The following is a 25,908-nucleotide window of genomic DNA, read 5'->3' as shown; positions in this document are numbered from 1 at the left end:
GAAGGATCGGTCGATCCAGGTCTCGTAGATGACCTTACCCTTCAGCAGCCCGGCATCCGCCATGAAAGTTTCCTCGCCCTGTCTTTGCCGGCATCAAGCAGATCGAGCGCGCCGTCGATCTGATCCGGCGCCGCAATACGGACAACCCCTATATCGAGTGCGTTCCCTTACGCGGTGGCGACCTTGTCTGTATCGCGCCGGCAGGGCATCGCTTCGCCGCGAAACAAGAGGTCGAGCCCGCCGATATCGACGGCGAGCCCTATATCGGTTTTGCCGCCGACAACCGCATCCAGCAGAAGATCGAGAGCACGCTTGATGGCTATAGGACCCGACTGAATTACATCATGGATAGAACCCTTGCGCCGGCAGTGTGTGAAATGGTCGCCAACGGGCTCGGGATTGCCATCGTCGACCCGGTGTTCGCCTACGGCCAGCGCGATCACCTGACGATCCGACCCTTCCGCCCCAACATTGCATCTGATCTCAGCCTCTGCTGGCTTCGCGACACAAAGAACCGCCATCTCGTCGATGCCTATGTCGAGGCGACGCGCGCCACCGCGCAGGAAATGCAACTCGGGATGAGGGTTGCCAGCCAGGCGACGTAGCCAGATGCAAGCTCTCAGGCCGTCGGCGGATCGCCGACGGCCTGAGAGGGTTTTGGTTCAGACAAGCTTGATGAGAGCGACGCCGGCCAGCAGCAGCGCCACCCCGGCAAGACGCAAGCCCGACACCGGCCGCTGCGGAAGGCGGAACCAGCCGTAACGGTCGACGAATACGCTTGCGACCTGCTGACCTGCGACGGTGAAACCGACGGCAGCGGCAGCGCCGATCACCGGGATGGCCGTAAACACCGTGGTGACATAGGTCGCTCCGGCGAAATCGCCGAGCCAACCCCACCACGGCATGGTCTGCACGCCGCCGATATTGGGACGAGGCGTTTTCTGCCTGGCGAACGCCACCAGCATCACCGCTGCCATGGCGAGCGTGGCGACGAAAAACGAGATCGCGCCCACCGCAAACGGGGCACCGCCGAGCTCCTGGCGCAGCAGCGCATTGACGGCCCCCTGGACCGGGAGGACCGCGCCGGCCACAAGTGCCAGGGCGATCCACCCAAGCTGGTCCGCTTTGAGGTTGTCCTTTCCGCCCTGTCCGAACACGACCATGCCGACACCGAGAAGCACGACAAGCGTGCCGGCCGCTGCTCCGGCCCGAAGCCCGGTTTGCGTCACACCAAGCAGGCCGAAGCCATCAAGTGCGAGAGAGGCGAGCATCTGCCCGGCGATAAAGAGGCCGACCGATACCACTGCGCCAAGACGAGGGAATAGAACGATCGTCGAGACGACATAGACGGCCGAGGCAGTGCCTCCGATCAGATGCCACCACTCGGCCTGCGGAATGGCGCCGAGTACGGCGAGAGTTCCGGTGAACAGGGCGACGAGAAACAGCAAACCGGTGCCAATTGCAAGCTGGAGCGTGGTGGCCGCGAACGGAGAGCCGACCGCTTTCGAAAGTTGCGCATTGGCGCCGGCTTGAACGGCGAGCAGACCGCCCGCGACGAGAGCCAAGGGGACGAACAGGGTCTCCATGACGGAACCTCCTTGAGAATAGCGTTGAAGATGGATGGGGGAGAAGAGATCAGGCGCTGGTTTTCTCGCGAACCGGCAGCCGTGGCACGACCAGTCCACGCAAGACGGCCGGGCGTGCCCCGACCGCCATGTACCAACGGGCGAGATGAGGTGTTGCGTCGAGCGAAAGCCCGAGCTTTGAGAGACCGGCATGGATCCATGGCCAGATCATCACGTCGGCAATGCCGTATGCCTCGCCCGCGATGTGGGAATGGCGCGTCAGTTGCCCCTCAAGCACGCGATAGACACGGTTTGCTTCCGTCTCGAAGCGCCCGATGACGTAGGGGATCTTCTCTTGCGCGAAGACCTTGTAGTTCCACAGTTGCCCCAAGGTCGGGCCGACATGGGCGGCCTGGAACAAGGTCCAGCTTTGCACCTGGATGCGCTCCGCATCGCAGCCGGGCAGGAGCACACCGGAGCGCTCGGCCAGATAGTGCAGGATCGCGCCCGACTCGAAGACGGTGAGCCCCTTATCGGGATCGACGATGACAGGAATCTTGTTGTTGGGGTTGAGGGCCAAGAACTCCGGCTTCTTCTGGTCTCCGGCCTCGATATCGACGAGGTGAACGTCGTAGGGCAGCCCGGTCTCCTCCAGCATGATCGAGGCCTTGTGACCATTCGGCGTCTGGTAGGTGTAGAGTTGGATGGGGGTCATCTTGCGTAGCTCCATCGACCGGCCCGTCCGATCGTGGCTACTTAGTTAGATCGTGCATTCTCGCAGCGCGATCTGTTGCTTTGCCGTATTGTACTGCATATTTGCACACCAACCAGGACGCGCAGGTCAACACCAGCGCGGCTGGTTATGGGCCGGCGTTGCCGATCCGATCGAAAATTGAGGGAACGGCGCTGCAACTTCGCGCGCTCGATGCGCTAACACCGTTGTAGGTTCGCACCATCATGCACAGCCACCACCGTATCGACTGGGAAGATCTCCGTTTTGTCCTGGCGGTCGCGGAGGCAAATTCTCTTGCCGCTGCCGCCCGCGCGCTCGGTGTCAATCACACCACCGTGCTCCGGCGCGTCGGATCCTTCGAGCAGAAATTGGGGGTCCGGCTGTTTGATCGCCTCCCATCCGGCTACACGCTCACGGCCGGGGGCGAGGAACTGCTGGCGGTGGCGCGGCAGATGGCTGAAACGGTCACTGAACTCGAGCGGCGCCTGACGGGGCAGGATCTGCGTCTGGAAGGGAGCCTGCGGATCACCACAACCGATACGCTGATGGCCTCGATACTGCCGTCGATATTGGCTGCCTTCCGACAACGACACCCCGGCGTCCTGCTCGAAGTGAGCACGTCGAATGCTCTCGCAAATCTCTCCCATCGCGATGCAGACGTCGCCATTCGCCCCGCGGTCGATTCACCGGATGCCCTCGTCGGTCGCCGGATCGCGAGTGTTGCTTTCGCCATCTACGCCGCGCCTTCCTACCTCCAGGAATGTCGCGTTGCGTCAGTCGACGAGGTCGATTTCGCGAGGGAACGCTGGATCGGCCTCGGCGATGCGCTTGCTTCCACAAGTGTCGCCCGATGGATGCGCGCGGCCCTGCCTTCCCCGGCGGCGCTGCGCTGCGACTCCCTGGTTGCGGCACGTGAAGCAGCAGTCGCCGGCATCGGCCTTACCGCTCTGCCCTGCTATCTCGGCGACACGACGCCCGGCCTGATACGCATCGGCGCACCTGTTGCTGACATGACGAGGGAGCTCTGGCTTCTCACCCACGAGGATTTGCGCCGAACGGCCCGCGTCAGCGCCTTTACCGAGTTTGCAGGCCAGGCGCTTGCGAAATACCGTCCGCTGTTCGAAGGGCACCGTCCCGCCGAACCGGCCCGTTAGGAAATGCGATTGGCCTCAAGGCGTCTGCGGGTAGGACGGAGAGGTTCATGCGACGCCGAAATCCTCGAGCGGATCAGCCCTAGCCGACGCGACAACGCCTGGCACCTGATCGAGCGGTCCAGACATACGGCGGAGGCACCTGGCTAGTTCAAATTGGCTAATCGCTGAGCTTCGAAATGGCTAATCGCTAAACCTTGACGCGAATGCGTGCCTGGAGTTCAATTTCGACTGAAGCGCAATGCTTCGAGGCCGCCAGACGCTCTGACAAGGGGAAGTAGCGGCCTCAACCATGCGACGACGAAGCGTCGCTTTCCGCGGCAGCAGCCTGCCTCTTCCATGCGCAGCTTCTAGGCCCCACTGGCTTTCCGAACGTTGGCGAGAAGCCTGGGGCTTAACTTTTCTGATCCCGCTCTCACCGAATTGACGCCAAGCTCCGGCGCTTTTGCCCGAAGGACCTCTCGCTGTGCGGCCAGATACAGCGCTTCGGCCGGCAATACGTCCCCTAGTGGACGCTGGCGATCTTGACGGCGTGGGCGAAATCCTCCGCCACCAGTTCGCTGATCGCGATCAACACCTCCTCCACCGAAAACCCGGAGTCGATCGTCTCGCGGATCAAAAGTTGGAGGTCAAGTTCAACGACGTCCCGGCAATCTTCGAGCCGTTCCTCAGATACCGTGATGCTCTGCAGTTCTTCCATCGCGAGACTCCTCTTGACGTGGATTCTGCTGGTTGCTCTCGCTAGCTTGTTCGCACGACCTTCCAACCCTTGGGAGGAGGTTTGAGTTCCGGCGAGAACTCTTCGAAGAGATCAAAGAAAGAGATTCGCTGCAACGCCTTGCAGTCACATGAGCCGCCTACCGGTCGCGGTACTCCTGACGGCGTGACCGGTCTGCATCTCTCGTCGGCTCGTCCGATCCTTCCCAGCCAAAAACGCTGCGACCGCCGAACTCTTGCGATTGGCGAAACTCGCCGGCCACGATTTCCTTGAGGTCCGGGCCGGTCACGTATTTCTCGAACTGGCGGGCCTGGTCATCGAGGCGCTTGAGGACCTGCATCTCTTCGTCGCGGCCGAGCTTCGCTTTCGACACGGCGGACTTCATCACCCGGATCGTCTCGTCATAGACTTTCAGGGGGACCGGAAATGGGTGTCGATCCTTGCCGCCGTGGGCAAGCGAGAAGCGCGCCGGATCCGCGAACCGGCATGGCGCACCGTGTACCACTTCGGCCACCATCGCCAGCGCCTTGACGGTCCGCGCCCCAACGCCCGGCACCAACAGGAGATGCTCGAAATCTTCTGGACCACGGTCGGCAGCAGCAGCAAGCGTGGCATGCAGGCGTCTCATATTGACGTCTTCCTCGCGCACATCGTGATGCGCCGGCATGATCAGATGCGGCAGCATTGGCTGCGCGCTTTGCTTTGCCGCGCGCCTTGGCTCGATGGCCGCGACCTCACGGACGATCCGATCCGGTCCGAGCGAAGCCAGGAGATCGAGCTGGCTATTGCGCGAGGCTGCAGCGCGGCGGTCGGCAAGATTGACGATCTCGCCCTGCCCTGCACCTTCGATTGCCGCGTGGGGCGAACTCACGAAGCTGGTGATCCCCTCCGAAAGCCAGTGATAGCGCCTGGCCTGCCGCTTCTCGCCGTTCATGCCCTGTTGCACGATGACCCATTTGCCGTCGTCGGTGACGATAAACCCGTGCAGGTAAAGGTCGAAGCCGTCCTGCACCGCCGCACTGTCGACCTTTGCGACGAGCCGGCTGATTGTCGCCAGGCCGCCTCCATCGAGCCCCACCCGCTCACCGATCGCAATCAGTTCGCCGGGCGTCTCCCGGGAATTCCGCCCTCGCCCGCCGCAGACATGAATACCGAGTTCGCCTGACAGAGGTGACAAACCGCGCTTCAGAGCGCCTATGACGCTGGTGGTGATGCCCGAAGAGTGCCAGTCCATGCCCATGACGCATCCGAAAGACTGAAACCAGAATGGATGCGCCAGCCGCCGAAGAAACTCGTCTCGACCATATTCGATGACGATCGCCTGGGTGATGATCGCGCCAAGTTTCGTCATGCGCTCGCCAAGCCACCGGGGAACCCGGCCACCGTGAAGCGGAAGATCTGCACTGCCTGCTCTTTGAACCATCCGGCCCTTATACACTGGCAGATGGTGCAGTCACACAGGAAAGTTCCCCAAACGTTCTCATTTGCACAGCCTGCCGGCGAGACCGCGGTCGCAAACCGAGCCGCCATGACCAGGCCTTGCTTTCAGGAAGGCTCGACTGCGCCGGCTTGAACAATACCCAATTGCACCATCAACACTACCTTTGCGCTTAAGATAGGGTTCAGCAATCGACGATATGCTCCGCACCAAATGGCATTTGAACAGGGTGCAGAATGAGCGAGTTCCAAAACAGAGCTGTTCGATTGATGGTTGCCTCCGCGGGAGAGGCATCGACCAGCGATATCTCCGTGCGCCGCACGAACGTTCTGACGACAGCTCTGGAACTCTATGTTGCCTTGGGCGGATCGCGCGAGCAGCTTGAGGCCACCGTCGCGAAACAGGAAAGCGACACGCCGAGACGCATTGATCTAGTAATCGGCGAACTGATGATGGAAATGGCAACCATAAGCCACATTCACGACATCGATGTCATGCAGGCAGCGCACAATGCCCTCGACAGCGGCGTTCGCGATACGACGTCCGTCTGAACTTCGCCCACCCCGGGGAGTTTCACCTTGTTCCACGCCTTGCGTCGCGCGGCGATGGGCAGCTAGAAGCGGGCAGCCAGGAAGTTCAATTTGGCGTTCAGCCAATACCGGGCATGTCTGGTCGCGGATTGAACCTCATGCCCAAGCGCCTGGGTGTAGCGGCCTTCACACATCGTCGTGTCGACCACCCACAATCCGCCAGCGTAAATTGCCATCAGCAGGAAACCGCGCATGGCGGCGTAGCATGCACATGCGATATTTCTAAATTATTAACAACGGAATTGGCTTGCGATGAGCGCCGAGCAGATAGCCGCCAGTCGGCTACCGCACACGGCCGCGACGTCCAAAAAGGAGCCTCCACCGGCGAGGCGGAGGCCCAGAGTCAGGTGCTTGCGATTGGCCGCTGCAGCGGGGACTGCAATCTCGGCAGCAATCGCAATCAGAAAAGGCTGACAGAGGCTTCAACCGAAGGCAATGAACCTAAATGGACTATTGGATAACCAACCGGGGCTAGAAGAAATGTCTCCGCGGCGGTAGCAATCAAACACCCGCGCGGCGATCACGCCCCGCGCGAAATTAGGCCGCACCTCGGCGATCACGGCCCAAGGTTAATCTGATCGCTCAGCGTGACCCTCTCGAAGTCACTGATCAGAATATCGACACGCACCTGCCAGGTGCCCGGCAACGGTATGTTCATGTGCTCGATCCGCCAATCTGCGTCGCCGCGCGGCGATGCCGCACGTTTGAACGGCTCGATGCCGGCATCCGGCTTGGTTAAGACGAGTGTCACCTCCTTGGCGGCAAGCGGTGCAAATTCGCCCGTAGCAACGTTGATCGATACATCGACCTCACCCACCCGTCCGGGCAGAACCTCGACCAGGGCCATCGCCTTCTCCGTGTGGATGTGAACGCTTGCAGGCTCAGCCGTCAGAGCCAGCAACGCACGCGGCGGCGGCGTGAGGCGCCAACAGGAAACGGCACCGAAGATCAGGAAGACGATCAGTGTTTCCGCGGCGATCGAGCGCGCAAGCCACTTCGCCGATGCCCGATCGCCAGCCATCACCGGTTCCGTCATGCGCCAGCGATTTGCAAGCGCCAAAAGAAACAAGCCGACCATCAATGCCAACTTGACCATGAACACCTGGCCATAGGCGGTATCCACCAGCGCTTGCGGCCGCTCCACCTGCACAAAGGCCAAGATGCAACCCGCCACGATAAGGACTACGAGCACGTAAGGGATGAACGCCGAGAAGCAGCCGAGTGCCTGACGGGCCATCGGATCTTTCCGCCGCAACGCCAATCCCAGGGGAGCCAGCGCTCCGACCCAGAGACTTATCGTGGCGACGTGGAGGAAGACCGCCGAGCGCATCAGCCATTGCGGCTCGGCTGTCGATGCATGGCCGCTCAGCGACAAGGCGACGGATGAGGCAATCAACGCGGCGAGAGAGGACAGCCGAGCATACCGACCCTCGGCCCGGTGAGCGATTGTGGCCACGCCAAAAGCAATGAAGGCGGCAATGGCTGTACCACCGAAGCTCGTTGCCATGGCCGTGGACCAAACGACCGGCTCGACTATTTGCGCCACGGAAACGCCCAGCGCATCCAGCCCCTGAAAGCCCACTGCGGCAAGTGTGCCAAGAAGCCCTACACCGAGTGCTGCTGCAACGAGGCTACGCCCTGATCGCAAGCCACAGAGACACCAATGGCGCGAAAACACACCGCCGACGCCGATGAACAGTCCCACGTAGAGCGCGAGCTTCGACAATAGAACTCCGGCGCGTACGGCCCAGTCGATCTTGGCTTCCGTCATCAGCGGAGCGGTGCTGGCGGCGCCCACCGAAAAGACGACCGATCCACCGATCGGATGCCCGTCGGCGGAGGTCACGCGCCAACTGAGCACATGCGTGCCGTACCCAAGATCGGTCGGCGCAGCGATCTCGACCACGCGATCCTTCAGCTCGAACCGCGTGAGCGGGATCGCCGTTCCGTCTGGTCTGACGAGCTTCAAGGACAACGGCGAAACCGGCTCGCTGAAGGTCAGCGCGTAGACAGATGGCGCGGTGCTGACGACCGCGCCATCCTGCGGTTCACTTGTGTTGAGCGATGCGTGGGCGAAGGCGACGGCGGCCTGCATGAGAACCCCGCCGAGCGCGATCACCATCAGCCTCGCAAGACGAGTGAAGCTCGATGGTACCTGCATCATGCGTGCCCCCCGGTCACCTTGCCTTCACCGCGACGCGCCGCTCAGTGCCCGTTTTTCTTTTCAAGCAGCTTGATGCCGGGCGCCGGATATTCGAGATCGTCACTCGACTTGCCTTCTGCCGGGATCTCGATCCAACGCTCGGTCGCGCCATCAGGGCACTCCTGCACCAGCGGCACGTAGAGTGTCTTTCCGACCGGCAGGCCCTCGGTCAGAAACGCGCGGAAGACAAACTCCTCATATTCGTCGTCGGAAAGGCTTCCGCCCTTCCAGACAACCTCCTTCACGCCCTCCTTCATCGGGGTGCCGAAGTAGTCATAGGACTTCTCGTAGGCTCCCTTGATCTTCTCAACCGTCCAGCCCGGCTTCGGCATCGGCTTTGCCGCAATCATGCCTTCCGGGATCTGAACACGCAGTGCGATGGTCGGCTTGCCCTCGCAGCCGTGCGGGACGCGGATGACGGCCTTGTAGGACGCGCCGACATGCGCCTCCGTTGTTTCGAGCGTAGAGTGGGCAAAGGCTGCCGTGGCGCTAATCGCGATGAAGGCAGCGGTGGTGATCAGTTTCGACAACATAGGACTATTCCTTTGAGATTGTTGGCTTGTGTTGGGTCGCGGGAAATCCTCCCGCGGCTGTCAGGGATTGGATGCGGTGATCCGGAAAAGGTTGCCGACATTCTTCGTCGGCGGCGGGCAGCGATCGCACAAGACGGTCGGTGTACGGGTCCCCGCTGGCTCAAGACCGGCCTGCAGTCAGGCTTGGAGCACACGAAAGAGACGTCGGGATGCGCCGAAGATGGTCGCGATGCCCAGGCCTACGCGCGGGAAGGATATCCCTGCCCCAGACATAGGCTGGCGCGAACGCGACCGATCAGGCGTGCAGTCGTGGGGGCCCGCGGGGATAGCCGAGGCGATGTTCACCCGTCGGCGACGGATCTGCCGCGGACCAGAACCGGTGTGCTGCGGACGCGACTTGCCGGGTAATAATTTCGCCTGACTGCGGAGCAGCCGCCAGGACCTGCGAACACATGCAACATCCAAGAAGGCAGCAATCGGCGGCCTTGCCATGGCCGCCGTCGTGATTGCCGTTGCTGGCGTGATCCGCGCTGATGCACAGGGCATTGCCGAAAGCGTCGGATTGCGAGAAAGCAGGCATCGAGCTGAAGGCAAATGCGCCGACGACCGATTGCAGCACGAACAGGCAGGCAGCGATAAACGCCAGTCCCCATCCGTTGCGTCGCCTCACCACAATCAAGCTCCTTCTGCGCTGTCTCCGAGAATGTCCGGAGCCACCGCATAGCTAGCCTCCGCGCCCGCCCCCTTCCTTGCTCCACAGCAAGCACCCGCGTGAAATCCGACGTTCCGGACAGTCGAGCGCCGCTATCCTTCGGGCTCCCGGCAAGACAGACCTGCCGCAACCAGGGAGCGCGCCGCCACCTGACAGCGTAATCAAACTTTCATTTTTCCATCATGCAGATTGGCACGGACTGTCACACTCAACTGTTAGCAAGCGCCCGGCTTCATTCGTGCCACCGATCCTGGTGTCCGCCAATCTGCAAGGAGCGTTTTGAAAATGAGAGTCTCCGTCACTACGTCCGTATTCATCGGCCTGATGGCAAGCGTCGCGTTTGGCGCGTCGGCGGCGGCAGCCGAAAAGACGAAGTTCGAATTCTGGTACGGCCTTTCGGGCGATCTTGGCGAACGTGTCCAGGATGCCTGCAAGAAGTTCAACGACAGCCAGTCCGCGTTCGAGATCGTCTGCACCTCTCAAAACGGGTACGACACGACCCTGCAGAACACGATTGCCGCCTACCGCGCCAAGAAGCAGCCAGCGATCACCCAGATCTATGATGCCGGCACCCTGGACATGATGCTGTCCGGCGCATTCGTGCCTGCCAAGAAGCTGATGGCCGACAACGGCTACACGATCGACTGGAACAATTATTTCGGCGGCATCGCCAACTATTACGCCACGGCAAAGGGCGAGCTGAATTCCTTCCCGTTCAATTCCTCCACCGCGATGTTCTATTACAACGCCGACGCGTTCCAGAAGGCCGGCATCGACTTCAAGCCGGACACCTGGGAACAGGTCGAAGAAGCGGCCCGCAAACTGAAGGCAGCCGGCTATGAATGCCCGCTCGCCTTCAACTTCGACACCTGGCCGCTGATGGAGCAGTTCTCTGCGATCCACAACCAGCCGCTCGCCACCAAGAGCAACGGTTACAACGGTCTCGACGCCGAGCTCGTCGTCAACAAGACCAAGTTCGTCGATCACGTGAAGTTCTTCAAGAAGATGGCCGACGAGAAGCTCTTCGTGGTCAAGACCAAGCAGCTCGGCATGGACATCGTCCCGGCTTTCACGTCCCAGACCTGCCAGATGATCCAGACCTCGATCGCCGACCACGGCACGATCGGCAAGACCCTTCCCGAGGGCGTGAAGTGGGAAGTTGCCATGTTGCCCGTATGGAAGGGCACGGAGCGGCAGAACTCGCTCGTCGGCGGCGCATCGCTCTGGGTGCTCGCCGGTCGCCCGGAAGCGGAATACAAGGGTGCTGCCGCCTTCCTCAACTACCTTGCGACCCCGGAAATGGCCGAATGGTGGTCGACGGTTACGGGCTACATCCCGGTGACCAAGACCGGCTTCGACGCGATGAAGGCCAATGGGTTCTACGACAAGGCACCCTACAAGGGACGTGAGCTCGCCATCCAGAGCCTGTCCTTCACTCCGACTTCGGAAAACACCCGCGGCATTCGCCTCGGCGGCTTCACGCAGATCCGCAAGGAATTCGCGACCGCCCTCGAAGCGATCTTCATGCAAAACGCGGACGTGCAGGCCGAACTCGACAAGACGGTTGAACGCGGCAACGCCGTTCTGCGCCGCTTCGAAAAGACCTACGCCGGACAGACCCTGAACTAAAAATCTGATCCGCCCGGAGCCTGCCGCAATATCGGCAGGCTCCCTTCTCTATTCTTGCGCATCGGAAATTCGACATATGGACAAGCGTGCGGCCTTTCGCAGCTGGTGGCTGCCCAGCCTCTTCGCCCTGCCACAGATCATCTTGATCCTGCTCTTTTTCTATTGGCCGGCGGTCGCCGTTTTGCGATGGGCCTTCACGCTGGAGCCGCCCTTCGGCGGCGCCGCTGAATTCGTCGGTTTTGCCAATTTCCAGGAAGTGTTCGCCGATCCGCTCTACTGGAACTCCGTTGGCGTCAGCCTGGCATTCGCTCTGTGCGGCACGCTTGCCACCATTTTCGTCGGTCTTGTTCTTGCCCTTGCCGTAGACCGGCAGTTGCCGGGCTCCGCGCCGTTCCGCTTCCTCTACATCCTGCCTTACGCGATTGCGGGACCGGCGGCGGGCATGGCTTTCCGTTTCATCCTGTCGCCGGAGCGCGGACTGATGGCATCGGTCAACGCCGCCTTTCCTGATTTCTGGAACCCGGCAAAGTATGGCAGCCACGCCCTTATCCTCGTCATCGTCGTCTTCGCCTGGAAATGGGCGGGCTACACCTTCATCTTCCTGCTCGCCGGCCTGCAGTCGGTCCCGCGCTCGCTGATCGAGGCTGCCGCGATGGACGGCTGCGGCCCGATCCGCCGCGCGGTCGACATCCAGATTCCGCTCTTGGCGCCGACGCTCTTCTTCCTGCTGGTCATCATGATGACCGAAGGTTTCGTCGGTGCCGATACCTACGGCATTGTCGCCCGCACGACCGACGGCGGCCCGAACCACGGCACCGACGTGATGGTCTACCGCATCGTCGAAGAGGCGTTCCGCGGCTTGAACTACTCCGGCGCCTCGGCCCAGAGCCTCGTGCTCATCGGCCTCATCATGATCTTCACCTTCATCCAGTTCCGCTTCATCGAGCGCCAGGTCCATTACAAGTGAGGCTCCCATGATCCAGCGGACCCCTTTCGCCAACGCGCTGACCTATGGCGTGATGATCTTCGGCTTCCTGCTGCTGATCGGCCCCTTCATCGTCATCGTGTCGGGCGCCAGCCAGACATTCCAGCAAGTCAACGCCATACCCTTCAGCTTCGTGCCGCAGGATCGCCTTTTCGAGAACATGGGCGCCGCCTGGTCGCGCGCCAACCTCGGAACGGCGATGCTGAACAGTTTCGTCATGGCGAGCCTCGTCACGGTCGGCAAGGTGGCGTTGTCGGCGCTGACGGCCTTTGCCATCGTGTTTTTCCGAACACCGCTGAAGGGCTTCTTCTTCTGGATGGTGTTCATCACCCTGATGCTGCCGCTCGAAGTTCGCGTGGTACCGACCTATGCGGTCGCCGCCGATCTGTTCCAACCGATCCGGCTGCTGATTTCCGCCATCACCGGCTTCGAGGTTTCCGTCGACTGGAACCTGCTCAATTCCTATGCCGGCCTCACATTGCCGCTGATCGCTACCGCGACCGGAACGTTCCTTTACCGGCAGTTCTACCTGACGCTGCCCGACGAACTGGCGGAAGCAGCGCGCATGGACGGGTCGGGTGCGATCCGCTTTTTCATCGATATGCTGTTGCCGCTCTCACGCACCAACATGCTGGCGCTGACGACAATCATGTTCGTCTATGGATGGAACCAGTATCTGTGGCCGCTGCTGATGGTGACGGACCCTCAATACAAGACCACGATGATGTCGCTGGTTGCGCTCCTGCCGTCCGACAATGGCACACCGGACTGGAACGTCACGCTCGCCGGGTCGCTGATCATCATGCTGCCTCCGCTCATCGTCGTTGCCGTGTTGCAGCGGTGGTTCGTGCGCGGCCTCGTGGCCACGGAAAAATGACCCCGCTTTCCCCAAACAGTACAGACAGAGAGGTCCGCGCCCATGGCTGACATCGCAATTCGCGCCGTGCGTAAATCCTACGGGAAGAACCCGACCCTGCACGGCATCGACCTTTCCTTCGCGTCGGGCGAGTTCGTCGTGATCCTCGGCCCGTCCGGCTGCGGGAAATCCACGCTTCTGCGGATGATCGCCGGGCTCGAAGAAATCACCGCAGGTGAGATCGCGATCAACGGCAAGGTCGTCAACAGGCTCGAACCGCGCGAACGCGGCTGCGCCATGGTGTTCCAGAACTACGCCCTCTATCCGCACATGACCGTTGGAGGAAACATCGGCTATGCCCTGAAGGTGGCCGGTGTGGCGAAGGCGGAACGTCTGCGCCGGATCGAAGACACAGCAAAGATCGTCGGGCTTTCCGATTATCTCGATCGCAAGCCCGCAGCGCTTTCCGGCGGTCAGCGGCAGCGTGTCGCCATGGCGCGCGCGATCATTCGCGAACCCAACGTCTTTCTGTTCGACGAGCCACTGTCGAACCTGGACGCCAAGCTGCGCGTCACCATGCGGGCAGAGATCCGCAAGCTGCATCAGCGCCTCCAGGCAACGTCCATCTTCGTCACGCATGATCAGGTGGAAGCCATGACGCTGGCCGACAAGCTGGTGGTAATGAACAAGGGTGTGGTCGAGCAGGTTGGCCAGCCTCTCGACATCTACCATCGTCCGGCAAGCATCTTCGTCGCCTCCTTTATCGGCTCGCCGGCAATGAACCTGTTCAATGCCACGGTCGACGTTGACAACGCCTGCCTGGCCTTCGGCGGCACGAAAATGTCGATCGACAGGGGCCTTGCGACGCGATTGGGCGCAAGGCAGATCACGGTCGGCATACGCCCCGAACAATGTGTCGTTGCGTCTGAAGCAAAAGGCGTCTCGATCAAGGTGGATTTCATCGAGGAGCTCGGCTCCGGCCGCGTCATCCACTCGGAACTGAATGGCTATCCCTTCGCCGCTTGCGTTGACGAGCATATGCGCGTGCGTCCGGGCGAGCGGATCACCCTGGAGCTGCCTCTCGCGCACTTGCATCTCTTCGACCAGGAGACCGGCCGACGGATCGAGATCGATCTGGAACCGCGCGCAATCAGCGCTTCCGCCAGCCAACCGACACTCCAAGCCGTCTGATCACTTCAATAAATCAGGAGAAACCGTGATGAACCACATCATTTCCGCCGTAGGATTCTGCAACCGAACGGGCAAGGGCGACCTTTCCAGCCTTGATGCCTCCTTGCGCGAAATCGCCGAGACTGGGGCCGACGCCTGCGAGATCGGGATCTATGGCGAAGAAATCGTCAGTGGCGGCCGCATCATCGAAGACCGCGTCCAGCGCGTCGCCGAGATCAGCGAGAAGTACAGCTTCAAGAAGCTGTCGCTGCACGGCCAGATCGTATCCAACTTCATGGATCGTCAGCACCACCATCTGCAGAAGAAGGTCGTGCGGGCGATGCTCGAACTGTGCGATCGGCTTGGAGCGGGTATTCTCGTCCATCACTCCGGCGCAGCGCAGCTTGCTTCCGGAGAAAATGGCGCCGATCTCGACAGGATGGAACGCGACGCCCTCGCCGAGATGGCGGAAATCGCCAAGGGATACGGCGTTCGCATCGCACTCGAGAACATCTTCACCACGGAAGCCGGCCAATATCGGCAAACGCCGAGCCAGGTCGCCGAAACGGTGCGGGCGATCGGTTCGAACAATGTCGTCGCACTGATCGACTTCTCGCACGCCTATATCGAGGCCACGCATCGCGGGCTGGATTTCCGGGACGAGCTGAGGGCAATGGCACCGGTGACTGGCCACCTGCATGTTCACGACAGCTTTGGCCTGCCCTATTCCATGAACCGTTTCTATCATCCGGCGGAGGCGACCGCGCTCGGCATCGGCGACCTGCATCTGCCGATCGGCTGGGGCGACATTGCCTGGGATGACATCTTCTCCGAACTGACTTTCCTTCCGGATACGACACTGATCATGGAAATCGGTGCCGAGCGCTTTGCCGACCAGCAGCCGGCCAGCCTGGAACGAGCAAGGCGCCTCGCCGCCGCGGTCGGACTTCGTTCCGCTGCCTGATGTTTCCGATTGCCCCGCCGCACTCCTGGCGGGGCAATCGGATCTTACGCGCTTGGAAGGCCTGCGCGCGACAGCATCTCCAGGAAGCGTGCGTGATGATGGTCCTTCACGTAGCGCGGCACAAAACCCGGGCAGACATTGCCGAGATTGAGATGCGGTAGCTGGGACAGGCAATGGTGCATCGCCCGAGATGCTTCTTCATTGTTTCCGGTAGCGGCAGCGGCCGCGGCCCAATAGAGAGCACCGCGAACGAAGCCGGGTTTTGTCCTGACGACCTTGCGGGCAACCTCGAGGGCACGTCGATCCTTGCCGCCGGCAAACAGCGCCACAGCCATACTGTGGTGGCGCCAGAAATCGATCACGTCATGGGCGCCGAGCCGGATCGCTTCGCTGGCCTCATGCAACGCCTCATTCACCTGTCCTCGCAGGGCATAGAGCTCCGCAATATCGCCGCGAGCACTGGGATAGCTCGGATTAAGACCGATTGCATGGCGACACTCGATAATCGCCTCATCGATCCGACCGTCCGTCAAAAGAGCGAACGAGAAGATGACCCTGGCAATTTCATCGTCGGGCACCGCCCGCACCGCTGCTTCCGCCAGATCCAACGCACGCTGCACATGTTCCCGCCGCGAGGGAAGCGCGCCAAAGGCAAGAGCCATGGTGGTTGCGACGGACAGCGTGCGCTTTGCACGGGCGTTGTCCGGTTCGATTGCGAGCGCCATCTCGACAAGCTCTATCGCGGTCAACAGTGAATCCCGCGTCATCTCGAAGTATTTCATGAGGGCTTCATTCACGAGCCTGCGCACTTCTGAGCTGCCGGGCGGGCTCTTGTCTCGAACTTTCCAGTTCGTCATTTGAAGCTCGAGGATCACAGCCAGCACAACCGCTTGCGCGATCCGATCTTGGAACCTCAGTGCATTCTCCGAGTGCCCATCAAATTTTTCGGCCCAGACGTTGTGACCGCCGGAAACGTCGACAAGCAGGACGTTCACTCGCAGGTCGTCGCCGGATCTCTGAATGCTGCCGCTGAGCACGTAACGCGCCCGGAGAGGCGTTTTCGGCTCGTCGCCTGGGACATTCTTCTTCCGGGGCAAGGGTCCGGAGAGCACGACATACTCGGCAACCGCCGTGAGCGCCGTGGCGATATCCTGCACAAGCCCCTTGGCGAAATAATCGTCGCCCCCGTCACCGGTCAGATTGACGAATTCGGCCACGCTGATCGATGGACTTCCATGGTGCTGGCCAGTCGCTCCCCCATTTGCGGACCGCAGATGAACGGATCTCGGGTCGGGCGACGATATGGCGTGCGAAAGCGCTCGGGTTTCTGGACTAACCGCGACCCCGAATTCCTTCTTCAAGACGTTGCTGCACACCTCGTACGTGCGCATCGCCTGATCACGACGGCCGCAGCCGATAAGCAATTCGATCTTCAGCCGATAGGATGCCTCTCGCGTCGGCTCCATGGCCAACAGGCGATCAGCCAGGATCAATCCAGCCTCGGCATCCACGAGACGCGCAAGCTTTTCAAACGCCTCGATGGCACGGGTCAGCAGCCTCTCTCGCTCGGAGGAGCGCCCAGTCGTCGAACGAGTTGCCGTCAAGATAGAACCCATCGAGAAACGGCCCGTTATAGACCGCCAGGGCTATTTCAAGCTCCTGTGGCGAGCGGGCAATCAGTCCCTCTTCAAAGTCATCGACGTCAATGTCGATGGCGTCCGCTTTCAGCCCGATCGTATCATTCCGGGCTTGGATCAGATCCACGCCCGCCTGTCTGAAATCTCGCCGCAACAGGCTGAGCGCCTGCCTCAGGCTGTTGCGCGAATGGTCGTTGTCGCTGTTCCTCCAGAGCAGATCGGCCAGCTTCTCCCTTGAAGCAGCCATACCCGGACAACGGGCAAGATAAGCAATGATGGCCGGGCCTCTTTTGCCGGTCAAAGAGACCTGACCTCGCTGCTCCTCTTCGATCCGGAAGCCGCCGAGCAAAGAAAGTCTGAGTCTGGCCATGCTGTGATCGGTCGTCATCGGGCTTGTGGCCCCGTTAAATAACGAAACGCTAATTCAAAAATAACGCTAGCGTCAACCAAGCTGCCAACCAGTCAAGCTCCGCCGTGACGGTCGATCAACTAAGCGTAGAAAGGTGCCGGCCACGGCGCCGACGGAACCAACTGACCAGGGGCGATCAATGGGGGTCTACGGATTCTTGAGACTGGCGGCAACGCTCGCAGCGTCACTGTTCGGGACGCTCGCGGCACAGGCCGCGGACACGGGTGTCGACGTCGACGTCGCCATTGTGTTCGCGGTCGATTTTTCAACTTCGGTCGATCCGGACACTGCCGACCTGCAGCGCAACGGACATGCCGCGGCACTCACCTCGCCGGAGATCGTTGCCGCCATCGGCCGCAACTACTTCGGCTGCGTTGGCGTCGCTTACTTTGAATGGGCGAGCCCTGGACGCAGAAGGATCGTGCTGCCCTGGACCAGGATCTGCGGGCTGGAAGATGCCGAAGCGGCCGCTCGGGTGATCAGAAGCAACGGCGATACCGGCTTCAGTCGCGGTGGCAGGGGCGGGACATCCGTGTCCTCAGCCATCGACGTCGCGAGCCTGCTTCTCGACCAGTTTCCGGGAAATGCCGACCGGAAGGTCATCGACATCTCCGGCAACGGCGAGAACAACGATGGGCTTCCCGTTCAATCAAGCAGGCGGAACGCAATTGCAAAAGGATACACCATCAACGCGATAGCCATCCCGACAGACAGTGAAAATCCCGGCTACCACCTTGCGTCCTATTTTGCCGACAATGTCATTGGCGGTTCCGGAGCCTTTGTCGTGACGCCAACGAGCCTACGCGACTACGCGGCCGCCCTTCGGCGCAAACTCGTAACGGAAATCAGCATGAACATCGGCCCGCAGTTCCCGCCAGAGCCGCAATCGGCGGGGAAACACCCGAAGTCGGCAAAGAGCCGCATCGAGTGAATGGCGGTCGCGACTCTGGACACGCTGCCATGAACCGCCCCGCAATCCGGCGGCATTCTATATTGCGCACAATGATTGAAATAAATGTATGCAAAACAGCGCATATTCTGTCGACATTACCTTCCCTTTCGCCGACACTTGCGAAATAACTTCGCCATCGAAGGCATTTCCAAGACGGGGTGGGACAGCATGGACGGGACACTAGCAAAGCGGAACAGCAACTTATTCGACAGGCTCGAAGGGATCATCAATCGGCTGCCTGAACCCTTCACGCTTCTGTTGGCGCTGGCGGTGCTGACGGCGCTCGCATCTTTCCCGTTGGCTCAAGCGGGCGTGTCGCTGGCCTTTTCGACGGTGGATCCGGCCACGGGCCAGGCCGTTGCGAAGACGGTTGCGATCGAGAACATCCTCACTCCCTCCTACTTCGCCAACCTGATCGTCGAGTTCCCGAAGCTCCTAGTCGGCTTCCCGCCGATCGCCCTGACGCTCGTCGTGATGATGGGTATTTCGGTCGCCGAGCATTCCGGCTTCCTGTCCTCGGTCATTCGCGGGCTTTTGCGCCGCGTTCCGAAGTTCGCAATCATCAGCGTCGTTTCGTTCGTGGCGATCAATGGCGACCTCTTCGGCGACGCGGCAATGTTCGTGCTGATGCCGCTTGCGGCGACGCTTTTCCATCAGATGGGGCTCAATCCCTGGCTCGGCATCATCCTTGTTTTCGTCGGCAACACCGCCGGCTTTTCCGCTTCGCTCGTCATCAATCAAACGGATACGGTGCTCTCGGGCATTACCGCGAGCGTCCTGCCGCCGGAGGCGGCGACCAACGTCTCGCCGATCATGAACTGGTATTTCAACGCGTTCAGCGCCTTCACGGCAACGGCTGCGATGCTGTTCATCACCTACTTCTTCGTTCCCGCCAAGCTCGCGCCGAACCGGGTGAGTGAGCTGGAAATCGAAACGGAGGTCGTTGAAGAGCCCGGCACCGGCCACGGCCGCGAAGGGCGAGGCCTTGTCGCAGCCGGCGTCTTCACCGTCCTCTATCTCGGCCTGATCCTCGCATCCCTCTTGCCCGAAGGTGGGGCGCTTCGGGGCGAAGGTGGGCAGATCGTGCCGAAGTCACCTTTCATGGGCGGCATCGTCGTTCTGATCTCGCTCTATTTCGCGCTGTCGGGCATCGCCTATGGCTGGGCCTCCGGCAGGCTGAAATCGCTCGGCGAAGCGGCGGAATGGATGAAGAACGGCATTTCGTCCATGTCCTATTTCCTCGTGGTTTCCGCAGCGGCGGTGATCTTCCTGAAACTCTTCAACGACAGCCATATCGGCGAATACATCGGCAGTTATGGTGTGGTGATGCTGCAGGGCATGCAGGCGTCGCCAGGCGTTGCGATCTTCCTCTTCCTGCTGCTCGTCTCGGTATCGAACCTCTTCATCATCTCCGGCAGCGTTCTGTGGATCATGTATGCGCCGATCTTCGTGCCGCTGATGCTGGCGCTCGGCTACAGCCCTGCGGCGACCCAGATGATCTATCGCATCGGCGATGCGCCACTGAACGCGATCTGCCCGGTCAACCCCTTCCTCATCCTTGTGATCGGCCTGCTCAACAAGTGGCGGCCGAAGGGTACGGAGGCGGTGAAGGTCGGAACGCCGCTCATGCTGGCGATGCCCTATGCGCTTGCCATCCTCGCGGTTCTCGTGCTGCAGCTCGTCTTCTGGGTGCTGTGGGATCTTCCGCCCGGCCCCGGCGCAACGCTGATGGCACGGTGAGTCGCCATGCGCTTTCTCAGTGAAACCAAGGTCCTGGCGTGCCACGAGCTGCGCCGCGAGGGCGCGCGCCGCTGGCTGCGGCTGGAGATTGCCGGCCTTGGCGCAGCTAGCCCCGGCGACACCGTGCTCTTTTCGGAAGATGGCCACAGCCCCCGCTGCCGGATCGCAACGGTCGATAGATTTTCCGGTGGCCGCGCCACGCTGGTCGCGAAGTTCGAGGCCGACGATCTTGCGCCGGCGGCTGGCGACGGGCTGACCGTCTGGTCGAACGAAAACCCTGCCGTCTCCGTCGGGGCCGGGTCGCTCATCGTGACCACCCCGGCTTTCCTCTACCGCATTGCGCCTTTCGAGCAGTGTGGGGCCGAGGTGTTCGTCGAGGATGCCGGCATGGACCTGTGGCAAGACTTGCGCCGGCGCGTCGAAAGCGGCCTTGCGTGGAGCTCCGTCTTCCTCGCGCTGGAACCCGTGCGGCTTCAGGCCTTTGCCGCCGAGTTCCCCGACGCCAATCCTTACCTTTTTGCCAACATGGAGATGAGCTGCGGCATCGGCGCCTGTCGGAGCTGTCATGTCACCGTTTCTGACAACAAGGACGGCGAGGCGAGCTGTCGCGTCGGTCCCTGGTTCGCGCTGCAACGGGTCAACCTCGTGCGCCTGCAATTCGCCTCCGCCCCCTTCATTTGAGGATCCCCGCCATGGACCTTTCCGTAACCGTGCCGATGGGCGCAGGCAGCGTGACCTTCAAGAACCCGGTCATGTCGGCCGCGGGCACCTTCGGCAACATCGTCGAGTATCTCGACGTCTTCGACATCACCCGGCTCGGAGGCGTCGTCGCCAACTCCTTCCTTCCCTGGCAGGGCGAGCCGAACCGTTGCCGCCGCTTCGCACACACGGAGAACGGCTATCTCTCGGCCTTCGGCATCAACAACATGACGCTCGACCGCTTCATTGCCGAGGTGCTGCCGCGTCTGCCGGCGGAAGATGTTCCGGTCTTCGTCAACATCAAGGCACCGACGCGCGCGCAGCTCGTGGACATGGTCCGCACCTGCGTAGAAAGCGACCGCATCGCCGGCGTCGAGGTCAATGGCAACTTTCCTTATGCCGGCCGTGACGAGCCCTCCTACTGGGACAATCCTCAGCAAAACGAGGAGATGTTCTGCGCGCTTTCGGCCGCGGCAGAGGGCAAGGTGCTGCTGTGGTCGAAGGCGGCCACGTCCGCCAAGATGATAATCGAGGACTTCGTGTCGGCCTCGGAGCGCGGCGGTGCGGATGGAACGGTGCTGTTCAACGCCATTCCCGGCGCGCGGATCGATATCGAGCGGCGTGCCTTCGTCTGCGGCTCCACTGGCTTTGGCGGTTACTCCGGCTCCGGCGTGAAGCCGTTCGCGCTTTGGCGCTGCGTGCAGGCAGCACGTGTCGCCACGCGTCCGGTGATCGCTTCGGGCGGTATCACCACGGCGAAGGACGTGGTCGAGTTCATCATGGCGGGCGCCCATCTCGTGCAGATCGGTGCGGCCAGCATGAGCCGACCGGATTACTTTCCTCGCCTGCTCGATGATCTTTACGCGCTGATGGAACGCCTCGGCGTGCAATCGCTCGATGAGATTCGCGGATGTGCCCGCGCGGAGGCCGCGCCCGAGACCTGAGCCGCGGGATGGATGAGCCTCGTCCGATCGGAGTGAGCCGGCCTTCCACAGCGCCCTATCGCATTACCGCGAAGATTAGGCCTTCGACATCCGTGATCTCGGCGCAGCATCCCTTTTCGTGCGGTGAGTGCCGACGCAAATCATTCGGCCGCGCGTGTTTCCAACCTCGTCGGAGGACCTAGCGAGCGGCCGCGACATCACCCGATTTGTCGCGCGGGTAGGCGTAGGCCCCCGCTTTTGAAGTCCGAAAGCCGCCACTCACCAGTGCCTCGGCGAGCTTGACGGCGGCCACCACCCCATCAATGACGGGTACGCCAGCTTCGCGGGAGAGCCAATCGCACAGCTCCGCCATCCCGGCGCAGCCAAGGACGATGGCGTCGACGCCATCCTCGCGTATCGCCGCGCGCGCTTCGCCGAGCAGTTTCGTCCGAGCGCTTTCCGGGTCGGCTTCCAGAGCCAGGACAGGCAGGTCGACTGCGCGCACACGGCGACAGTGCGGAGCAGCCCCATAATGTTTGATTAGATCCTCGATCACCGGGACCGACCTCGGCAGGGTGGTGATCACCGCAAACCGGGTCGCTACAGTCATTGCCACCTGTATCGCTGCCTGGCAGATACCGATGACCGGGCCGGTTGCCACTTCGCGCGCAGCCGCAACGCCGGGGTCATCGAAACAGGCAATCACATGCGCCAACGCACCCCGCTTCTCCGCGGCACGGATCGCCGCCAGCATTGCCGGAACGGCCATCGCCTCGTCCGAGTAGCCTTCGATCGAGACGGGCGTGCCGATTGCGGTCTCCGCATCGATGACGGAGCCTTCCGAACGCACGGCTTCGGCCGCCCTTGCGATCTGATCGGTCATTGATGCGGTCGAATTCGGATTGATGACGTGTATGCGGATCATCGGGCGGCCCTCTCCGGCCTCGGATTCACCTGCGCGTGCTCGAAAGGCAGCAATTCGTCCGGCTTCTTAAGCTCGAATTGTCGGTCCGAAGTGATGTAATTGTCGGCATGCAGCCGTGCGATCGGTTGATAGGTCTCGGGGTTCGCATAACGCCCCTGCGGATCGAGGCACCGGTCCTGAATATGCATGTGCACGACCGTGCCAATGACCAGCACGCGCTTGTGATAGTCGAGGATCTGCTCGACCCTGCATTCAAAGCTGCAGGGGCTTTCGGCGATACGGGCGGCGTCGATCTGGTCGCACGCTATCGGCGTCAGGCGCGCGAAATCGAGTTCATCGACTTCCGAGGCGAAATTGACGCCACAAACGATCATCGCATTGGCGAGCGCCATGTCGACCATGTTGACGACGAATTCGCCGGTTCGGCGGATGTTCGCGACAGTGTCCTTCTCGTCGCCATTACCGCGGTTCTGAATCCCGAGCACCACCAACGGCGGTTCATGGGAGAACACGTTGAAGAAGCTCATGGGCGCTGCATTGTTGTGTCCGGCTGGTGACCGGGTACCGACAAGCGCGATGGGGCGCGGACCAATGAAGTTGGTCAGCAGTCGATAGCGATCGGGAGGTGGAAGCGTGGTGAAGTCAATGTTCATGTCCGGATCTCTTGCTCGCCTGTTGAAGAATTCGGCAAAGGACCCCGACGCCCGGCGGGACGACATTCGGGGCGGCAGCGCGCACGCCCGCCGTTGGTCACAATGGGGAACGACGTCGGTGGACCGCAGAGGGCGCCCAAAGGCAATGATGGCTCAAGCGCGCAAAGACGACCGAAATCGGCATAGCTCCTTCGGAGGGAACGATAGATCCTCAGGAAAGCATCGCCGGCCTTCCAGCCCGCGACAGGTGCGACGCGCATACTGCCCTCCCCGACAGTGCAAATCCTTGAGATCAAGCTATATCGCATCCTTTATTCCGTCAATATCGTATCCAATAATTGCATACAATATTAGAGGATATGCCATACCTCCAGCAGACAAGCTAGCCGCCGCAGGAAAGTCGATAGGAATATATTATAACGAAATCAATATATTGCCTGAATAATACTACAGATGAAGCGAGCAGGGACGAACGCACAGCACTCCATCCACCGAACAGATGTGGAGGGACTTTCCTTCTTTTCGCGCCGGATCAATTGCATACAAAACGTGCGGACACGCATTCCCGAACGCGCGCTTTCGCAGGCAGGCTGCGGCCTGAAGGACGGTCCGGCCTAAAGGCCCTCTTCCCTCGCATAGGCGGCCAACAGATCCGGCAAGCCGTCCTCAACGTTGCTTTTCAGCAGAGCCCGGGCCGTGATGGCTCCGATATGGTGGCCCATCAGTTCGCATGCCTTTTCGCGATCGTTCCGCGCAAGGGCGGCGATCAGGGCGCGGTGCTCGGATACGGCGCAATCGGAAGAATGGGGGCGCCCGTAGAGCGACAGGATCATCGACGAGCGCGAAACGAGTTCCGTGACATAGCGCAACAGGATCGCGTTCTCAGTCAGTCTTGCGAGCAAGACGTGAAACTCGCCAGCGAGTTGGATCGAGGTCGATGGATTGCTGACCCTTGCCTTGTCCTCGGCATCGACATGCGCCTCAAGCTCCTTGATCTTCGGCGCAGTCAGCCTGCCGATGAGGCTATCGACCACCAATGTCTCCAGGGAACGCCGCACCGCAAAGATATCATGCCCATCCTCGAGGCTGGGATGGCTGACGCAGGCACCCTTGTTCGGCCGCAGTTCGACCAGGCCCTCGCCATTCAGCCGCGCCAGCGCCTGGCGGACGATCGTGCGGCTAACGCCGAGCCGCTCGCCGATCGAATCCTCCGGCAGCTTCGTTCCCGCAGCAAACGCCTGGTCGAGGATCGCACGCTTCAGGATGCGGTAGACCACGTCTGACTTGGGAACCGCGGATTTTGGATTGCTGTCGCTGGGCTTGGTTGTCATGGAGAACCTGAAATGACGAGGCGTGCGGTCGAAAGAATCTGCCAAGGGATGGACCGTCAACAACTATCATCCCCCTATCCGAACGGCAAAGGCGCAGCCGACCGTATCGACCGGTCGGACTGTCCATCGCCAGCCCGCTTGCCGCTCTCGTCGACAAGGCGTCACTCGATCGCCGGCAGGTCACCATTCAGTTGGCCACCATCCACGACGACGCGGCCGCGCCGGATAACGGTGCGCTTGTGCGGGGTTAACGCGACCGCTTCCGCCAATGTTCGCGCCGGCACCAGCACCAGGTCGCCGAAACAACCTGCGGAGAGACCATAACCGGCAAGCCCGATGCCCTCGGCACCACCGAAGGTGCAGACCCGGGCCGCATAGTCGAGATCGGCATCGTTTGCCATGCCATTGCGCTGCGCCAGGTACTTCGCCCGCTCCAGCATGTCGCCATTTCCATAGGGCTCCCACGTGCCTTGAATACCGTCGGAACCGGAGGCGACCGTGAGACCACTCGCACGCATCAACCTTAGCGGCAAAGCGGGCGCCGATGGACTTCCTACGGTCATCACTGCGATGCGCTCGGCAGCCAGCCGTTCAACCAACCCAGCCTGTCGCGAGGCGTCGAGCATCCCCAGGCAGTAGGCATGGCTGACCATGACCCGCCCTTGCAGCGACAAGGCGCGCGTGCGCTCGATGATGAGCTCAAGGCAAAATGCGCCGAGGTCGCCCGGTTCGTGCAGATGGATATCGATCGGTTTTGCATGACGATCCGCAAGGGCGAAGATGGCGTCGAGATGGCGCACCGGGTCGCGTTCGATTGAAGCAGGGTCGATACCGCCGACGATGTCGGCGCCGGCCTTCAGAGCCGCGTCCATCAGCTCGCGTGTTCCTGCGCGCGGTAGCATACCGCTCTGCGGGAAAGCCACGATCTGAACGTCAACCAGATCGCGCATCGCCTCGCGCGTTTCGAGGACGCCTTCGATGTTGGCGATGCCGATCTCTGTGTCGACATCGACGTGGCTTCGAATGTTCAAAACGCCATAGACGAGCGTCTGCATGATCTGGCGAGCCGACTGCCGGCGAGCGTTGATGCCAAGGTCGCGCTTGGCGTTGCGATCGGCCAGGATTCGGTCATTTCGGGTCGGGCCAACGCGATTTTCGAACCAATCCATGCCGATAAGTGTCTTGTCGAGATGCGTATGAGCCTCGACAAGACCCGGCAGGGCGACGTGTCCGGCCGCATCGATCTCGGCCGCAGCGCCGGCGCTATCGTCCGTGACGAACCGGCCGTTACGGATGTAGAGGTCTTCGCGCGGGCCGCCGAAGGGACGGGCATTGCGGATGCATAGGTCTGCAGTCACCTTGAGATCCTCGTTGATGCCTGTGCTTACGTAC

Annotated in this window: 26 protein-coding genes; 13 read left to right on the top strand and 13 right to left on the bottom strand. The window is 61.4% G+C overall.

Annotated elements, in window-relative coordinates; genetic code table 11:
- Positions 1–92: 92 nt before the first annotated feature.
- On the top strand, positions 93–605 hold the full coding sequence (locus PWG15_RS23200) for a LysR substrate-binding domain-containing protein (protein WP_342457071.1): 513 nt from the start codon (positions 93–95) through the stop codon (positions 603–605).
- 57 nt (positions 606–662) lie between these two features.
- Here the strand turns inward: PWG15_RS23200 and PWG15_RS23195 are convergent, their stop codons facing one another.
- A complete protein-coding gene (locus PWG15_RS23195) occupies positions 663–1,586 on the bottom strand; it encodes a DMT family transporter (protein ID WP_275026377.1) in 924 nt (307 codons plus the stop codon).
- A gap of 49 nt (positions 1,587–1,635) precedes the next feature.
- A complete protein-coding gene (locus PWG15_RS23190) occupies positions 1,636–2,280 on the bottom strand; it encodes a glutathione S-transferase family protein (protein WP_275026375.1) in 645 nt (214 codons plus the stop codon).
- 242 nt (positions 2,281–2,522) lie between these two features.
- On the opposite strand from PWG15_RS23190, the gene PWG15_RS23185 reads away from it, so the two are divergent.
- Positions 2,523–3,452: a LysR family transcriptional regulator gene (locus PWG15_RS23185; protein WP_275026373.1), complete on the top strand. Its 930-nt coding sequence runs from the start codon at positions 2,523–2,525 to the stop codon at positions 3,450–3,452.
- 502 nt (positions 3,453–3,954) lie between these two features.
- Here the strand turns inward: PWG15_RS23185 and PWG15_RS23180 are convergent.
- On the bottom strand, positions 3,955–4,149 hold the full coding sequence (locus tag PWG15_RS23180; RefSeq protein ID WP_275026371.1) for a hypothetical protein: 195 nt from the start codon (positions 4,147–4,149) through the stop codon (positions 3,955–3,957).
- Between the two features lie 157 nt (positions 4,150–4,306).
- Positions 4,307–5,590 carry a DUF763 domain-containing protein gene (locus PWG15_RS23175; protein ID WP_275026370.1) on the bottom strand — a complete coding sequence of 428 codons (1,284 nt, stop codon included), beginning with the start codon at positions 5,588–5,590 and terminating at the stop codon, positions 4,307–4,309.
- A gap of 251 nt (positions 5,591–5,841) precedes the next feature.
- Between PWG15_RS23175 and PWG15_RS23170 the strand changes: the two genes are divergently transcribed.
- Both PWG15_RS23170 and PWG15_RS23165 read left to right on the top strand, forming a co-directional pair.
- Positions 5,842–6,156, top strand: coding sequence for a hypothetical protein (locus PWG15_RS23170; RefSeq protein ID WP_275026369.1), 315 nt, complete (start codon positions 5,842–5,844; stop codon positions 6,154–6,156).
- 137 nt (positions 6,157–6,293) lie between these two features.
- A complete protein-coding gene (locus tag PWG15_RS23165) occupies positions 6,294–6,656 on the top strand; it encodes a hypothetical protein (protein WP_275026368.1) in 363 nt (120 codons plus the stop codon).
- A gap of 95 nt (positions 6,657–6,751) precedes the next feature.
- Here the strand turns inward: PWG15_RS23165 and PWG15_RS23160 are convergent, their stop codons facing one another.
- From PWG15_RS23160 to PWG15_RS23150, 3 genes are all read right to left on the bottom strand, one after another.
- Positions 6,752–8,359, bottom strand: a complete 1,608-nt coding sequence (locus tag PWG15_RS23160; protein ID WP_275026366.1) for a copper resistance CopC/CopD family protein — start codon at positions 8,357–8,359, stop codon at positions 6,752–6,754.
- A 41-nt stretch (positions 8,360–8,400) separates the two neighbouring features.
- Positions 8,401–8,931 carry a YcnI family copper-binding membrane protein gene (locus PWG15_RS23155; RefSeq protein WP_275026364.1) on the bottom strand — a complete coding sequence of 177 codons (531 nt, stop codon included), beginning with the start codon at positions 8,929–8,931 and terminating at the stop codon, positions 8,401–8,403.
- Between the two features lie 295 nt (positions 8,932–9,226).
- Complete coding sequence (locus PWG15_RS23150) at positions 9,227–9,601, bottom strand: hypothetical protein (protein ID WP_275026363.1); 375 nt, start codon at positions 9,599–9,601, stop codon at positions 9,227–9,229.
- A 327-nt stretch (positions 9,602–9,928) separates the two neighbouring features.
- On the opposite strand from PWG15_RS23150, the gene PWG15_RS23145 reads away from it, so the two are divergent.
- From PWG15_RS23145 to PWG15_RS23125, 5 genes are all read left to right on the top strand, one after another.
- Complete coding sequence (locus PWG15_RS23145; protein WP_425536806.1) at positions 9,929–11,272, top strand: extracellular solute-binding protein; 1,344 nt, start codon at positions 9,929–9,931, stop codon at positions 11,270–11,272.
- A 76-nt stretch (positions 11,273–11,348) separates the two neighbouring features.
- Positions 11,349–12,239, top strand: coding sequence for a carbohydrate ABC transporter permease (locus PWG15_RS23140; protein WP_225110883.1), 891 nt, complete (start codon positions 11,349–11,351; stop codon positions 12,237–12,239).
- Between the two features lie 7 nt (positions 12,240–12,246).
- Positions 12,247–13,134, top strand: a complete 888-nt coding sequence (locus PWG15_RS23135; RefSeq protein ID WP_275026360.1) for an ABC transporter permease subunit — start codon at positions 12,247–12,249, stop codon at positions 13,132–13,134.
- 42 nt (positions 13,135–13,176) lie between these two features.
- Positions 13,177–14,304: a sn-glycerol-3-phosphate import ATP-binding protein UgpC gene (locus PWG15_RS23130; RefSeq protein ID WP_275026359.1), complete on the top strand. Its 1,128-nt coding sequence runs from the start codon at positions 13,177–13,179 to the stop codon at positions 14,302–14,304.
- 28 nt (positions 14,305–14,332) lie between these two features.
- The gene (locus PWG15_RS23125) at positions 14,333–15,247 is read left to right on the top strand and encodes a sugar phosphate isomerase/epimerase family protein (protein WP_275026358.1); all 915 of its coding nucleotides are present in this window, start codon (positions 14,333–14,335) and stop codon (positions 15,245–15,247) included.
- 44 nt (positions 15,248–15,291) lie between these two features.
- Here PWG15_RS23125 and PWG15_RS23120 read toward each other — a convergent pair whose 3' ends face one another.
- Complete coding sequence (locus tag PWG15_RS23120) at positions 15,292–16,851, bottom strand: BTAD domain-containing putative transcriptional regulator (protein WP_275026357.1); 1,560 nt, start codon at positions 16,849–16,851, stop codon at positions 15,292–15,294.
- Positions 16,775–17,272 carry an AfsR/SARP family transcriptional regulator gene (locus PWG15_RS23115; RefSeq protein WP_275026356.1) on the bottom strand — a complete coding sequence of 166 codons (498 nt, stop codon included), beginning with the start codon at positions 17,270–17,272 and terminating at the stop codon, positions 16,775–16,777. Before PWG15_RS23115 ends, PWG15_RS23120 begins: the two co-directional genes overlap by 77 nt.
- Positions 17,273–17,432: 160 nt before the next feature.
- On the opposite strand from PWG15_RS23115, the gene PWG15_RS23110 reads away from it, so the two are divergent.
- The 4 genes from PWG15_RS23110 (at position 17,433) to PWG15_RS23095 (ending at position 21,628) form a co-directional block, all read left to right on the top strand.
- Positions 17,433–18,224 (top strand): DUF1194 domain-containing protein, encoded by a 792-nt coding sequence (locus PWG15_RS23110; protein ID WP_275026355.1) that lies wholly within the window; start codon positions 17,433–17,435, stop codon positions 18,222–18,224.
- A 189-nt stretch (positions 18,225–18,413) separates the two neighbouring features.
- Complete coding sequence (locus tag PWG15_RS23105; RefSeq protein ID WP_275026354.1) at positions 18,414–19,985, top strand: AbgT family transporter; 1,572 nt, start codon at positions 18,414–18,416, stop codon at positions 19,983–19,985.
- A 6-nt stretch (positions 19,986–19,991) separates the two neighbouring features.
- Positions 19,992–20,666, top strand: a complete 675-nt coding sequence (locus PWG15_RS23100) for an iron-sulfur cluster-binding protein (RefSeq protein WP_275026353.1) — start codon at positions 19,992–19,994, stop codon at positions 20,664–20,666.
- A gap of 11 nt (positions 20,667–20,677) precedes the next feature.
- On the top strand, positions 20,678–21,628 hold the full coding sequence (locus tag PWG15_RS23095) for a beta/alpha barrel domain-containing protein (RefSeq protein WP_275026352.1): 951 nt from the start codon (positions 20,678–20,680) through the stop codon (positions 21,626–21,628).
- 178 nt (positions 21,629–21,806) lie between these two features.
- Here the strand turns inward: PWG15_RS23095 and PWG15_RS23090 are convergent, their stop codons facing one another.
- The 4 genes from PWG15_RS23090 to PWG15_RS23075 form a co-directional block, all read right to left on the bottom strand.
- Positions 21,807–22,529 (bottom strand): aspartate/glutamate racemase family protein, encoded by a 723-nt coding sequence (locus PWG15_RS23090; protein ID WP_275027173.1) that lies wholly within the window; start codon positions 22,527–22,529, stop codon positions 21,807–21,809.
- Positions 22,529–23,185 (bottom strand): flavin reductase family protein, encoded by a 657-nt coding sequence (locus PWG15_RS23085; protein WP_275026351.1) that lies wholly within the window; start codon positions 23,183–23,185, stop codon positions 22,529–22,531. Before PWG15_RS23085 ends, PWG15_RS23090 begins: the two co-directional genes overlap by 1 nt.
- A gap of 614 nt (positions 23,186–23,799) precedes the next feature.
- Complete coding sequence (locus PWG15_RS23080; protein ID WP_275026350.1) at positions 23,800–24,516, bottom strand: GntR family transcriptional regulator; 717 nt, start codon at positions 24,514–24,516, stop codon at positions 23,800–23,802.
- Positions 24,517–24,677: 161 nt separating this feature from the next.
- Complete coding sequence (locus tag PWG15_RS23075) at positions 24,678–25,874, bottom strand: amidohydrolase (RefSeq protein ID WP_275026348.1); 1,197 nt, start codon at positions 25,872–25,874, stop codon at positions 24,678–24,680.
- Positions 25,875–25,908: the final 34 nt, after the last annotated feature.

The sequence above is a fragment of the Ensifer adhaerens genome, assembly GCF_028993555.1.
GTDB lineage: Bacteria > Pseudomonadota > Alphaproteobacteria > Rhizobiales > Rhizobiaceae > Ensifer > Ensifer adhaerens_I.
This window is presented reverse-complemented; position numbering and strand designations above follow the sequence as displayed.

Coding starts and splice junctions, on each gene's coding strand:
- PWG15_RS23195 (WP_275026377.1), bottom strand. CDS start 1,586: ATGGAGACCCTGTTCGTCCCCTTGGCTCTCGTCGCGGGCGGTCTGCTC.
- PWG15_RS23190 (WP_275026375.1), bottom strand. CDS start 2,280: ATGACCCCCATCCAACTCTACACCTACCAGACGCCGAATGGTCACAAG.
- PWG15_RS23185 (WP_275026373.1), top strand. CDS start 2,523: ATGCACAGCCACCACCGTATCGACTGGGAAGATCTCCGTTTTGTCCTG.
- PWG15_RS23180 (WP_275026371.1), bottom strand. CDS start 4,149: ATGGAAGAACTGCAGAGCATCACGGTATCTGAGGAACGGCTCGAAGAT.
- PWG15_RS23175 (WP_275026370.1), bottom strand. CDS start 5,590: ATGGTTCAAAGAGCAGGCAGTGCAGATCTTCCGCTTCACGGTGGCCGG.
- PWG15_RS23170 (WP_275026369.1), top strand. CDS start 5,842: ATGAGCGAGTTCCAAAACAGAGCTGTTCGATTGATGGTTGCCTCCGCG.
- PWG15_RS23165 (WP_275026368.1), top strand. CDS start 6,294: ATGCCCAAGCGCCTGGGTGTAGCGGCCTTCACACATCGTCGTGTCGAC.
- PWG15_RS23160 (WP_275026366.1), bottom strand. CDS start 8,359: ATGATGCAGGTACCATCGAGCTTCACTCGTCTTGCGAGGCTGATGGTG.
- PWG15_RS23155 (WP_275026364.1), bottom strand. CDS start 8,931: ATGTTGTCGAAACTGATCACCACCGCTGCCTTCATCGCGATTAGCGCC.
- PWG15_RS23145 (WP_425536806.1), top strand. CDS start 9,929: ATGAGAGTCTCCGTCACTACGTCCGTATTCATCGGCCTGATGGCAAGC.
- PWG15_RS23140 (WP_225110883.1), top strand. CDS start 11,349: ATGGACAAGCGTGCGGCCTTTCGCAGCTGGTGGCTGCCCAGCCTCTTC.
- PWG15_RS23135 (WP_275026360.1), top strand. CDS start 12,247: ATGATCCAGCGGACCCCTTTCGCCAACGCGCTGACCTATGGCGTGATG.
- PWG15_RS23130 (WP_275026359.1), top strand. CDS start 13,177: ATGGCTGACATCGCAATTCGCGCCGTGCGTAAATCCTACGGGAAGAAC.
- PWG15_RS23125 (WP_275026358.1), top strand. CDS start 14,333: ATGAACCACATCATTTCCGCCGTAGGATTCTGCAACCGAACGGGCAAG.
- PWG15_RS23115 (WP_275026356.1), bottom strand. CDS start 17,272: ATGACGACCGATCACAGCATGGCCAGACTCAGACTTTCTTTGCTCGGC.
- PWG15_RS23110 (WP_275026355.1), top strand. CDS start 17,433: ATGGGGGTCTACGGATTCTTGAGACTGGCGGCAACGCTCGCAGCGTCA.
- PWG15_RS23105 (WP_275026354.1), top strand. CDS start 18,414: ATGGACGGGACACTAGCAAAGCGGAACAGCAACTTATTCGACAGGCTC.
- PWG15_RS23100 (WP_275026353.1), top strand. CDS start 19,992: ATGCGCTTTCTCAGTGAAACCAAGGTCCTGGCGTGCCACGAGCTGCGC.
- PWG15_RS23095 (WP_275026352.1), top strand. CDS start 20,678: ATGGACCTTTCCGTAACCGTGCCGATGGGCGCAGGCAGCGTGACCTTC.
- PWG15_RS23085 (WP_275026351.1), bottom strand. CDS start 23,185: ATGAACATTGACTTCACCACGCTTCCACCTCCCGATCGCTATCGACTG.
- PWG15_RS23080 (WP_275026350.1), bottom strand. CDS start 24,516: ATGACAACCAAGCCCAGCGACAGCAATCCAAAATCCGCGGTTCCCAAG.